Below are 1,178 nucleotides of genomic sequence, written 5' to 3'. Positions count from 1 at the left end.
ACCAAGACAAAAGGACCCCACCACATGGCCAGCTTGCCGAGGAAGAGAAAGTCCACCCGCAACATGCCATAGAAGGCCATCTGCAGCATCGCCCCACTCATCAGCGCGGAGACCGGGGCGGGTGCGGCGGGGTGGGCATCCGGTAGCCAGATATGCAGGGGGAGCAGCCCCGCCTTGGCACTGAAACCGAAAAAGGTCAGGAGAAAGGCGGCCGATGCCCAGAACGGAGCGAGGGGGGCGTGCAGCATGGCGCTGAATGGCCCGCCCTGGATTATGGTCGCCCCGGCGAGGAGGACGAAGCCCAGCAAAATGGCCAGCGCGCCCAGGTGGGCGATGAGCAGATAGAGGAAACCGGCGCGTTGGCTGCCGGCCTCTTCATGCTCCGTCACTACCAGGAAATACGAGGCCAGCGCCATGATTTCCCAAGCGACCAGAAAGGTGAAGGCGTTGGCCGCCAGCAGAACCAGCCCCATCCCCAGCAGAAAACTGTGGTACTGGAGCAGTAAACGGCGCAAGTCGGGTCCCGGTAAGGAGCGGAAATAACCGGTGGCAAACAGCGCTACCGCGAAGGCCAGCAGTCCCAGCAGGATCAGGAAAAATCCCGAGAGGGGATCGATCTGGAAAGACCAGGGCAGAGCGGGGAGGGAGCCGCGCAGTTGCAGGTCGTCCGGGGTGGCCGTCAGCGCGGTGAATCCGGCGGTGGTCAGTAACAGGGCGACCACGCTGCTCAGGGGAAAGACCAGCCGACAGGCGAGGGCCGGCCAGCCGCCCAGCAGAAAGCCCAATAGCCCCAGACCCAGCCAGAGCAATAATGCCCCGGTGGCCAGATCCAGCGGCAGGCAGGAGGTCACTGGGCTACCACCACCAGCAGGGTCGTTGCGGAGTGGCCGCGGTTGTGCCAGTTGTGGGGCAGACGCGGATCATAGTAAATGGCGTCGCCTTCCCCCAGTTCCGTGGTCACCCCGGATTGCTCAAAAGCGGCTGTCCCGCGGATGACGATGGTGAATTCTTCTCCCTCGGCACTGGTATAGGGATGCTCCCCACACTCCCCGCCCGGTTCGAGTACCATCAGCAGCGGTTGCATTTTCTTTTGCGGCAGGCCGCGGGCCAGCGGTTCCAGTGAAGCGTGGGAACCGGCACTGTAAAACTTGCGGCGGTCACCGACGCGCATGATCAAT

2 protein-coding genes are annotated in these 1,178 nt (G+C 63.3%); both read right to left on the bottom strand.

The window, feature by feature from the left end:
* On the bottom strand, positions 1 to 851 hold an 851-nt coding region (locus HF921_RS10190; protein ID WP_319025488.1), incomplete at its 3' end, for a proton-conducting transporter transmembrane domain-containing protein.
* A partial coding sequence (locus HF921_RS10185) for a cupin domain-containing protein (RefSeq protein WP_215893762.1) occupies positions 848 to 1,178 on the bottom strand: 331 nt, incomplete at its 5' end. The genes HF921_RS10185 and HF921_RS10190, both read right to left, overlap by 4 nt.

Origin of the sequence: Acidithiobacillus ferriphilus, assembly GCF_018854775.1 — a bacterium.
GTDB lineage: Bacteria > Pseudomonadota > Gammaproteobacteria > Acidithiobacillales > Acidithiobacillaceae > Acidithiobacillus > Acidithiobacillus ferriphilus.
The sequence above is the reverse complement of the archived record's forward strand: the minus strand, read 5'-3'. Positions and strand labels throughout refer to the sequence as shown.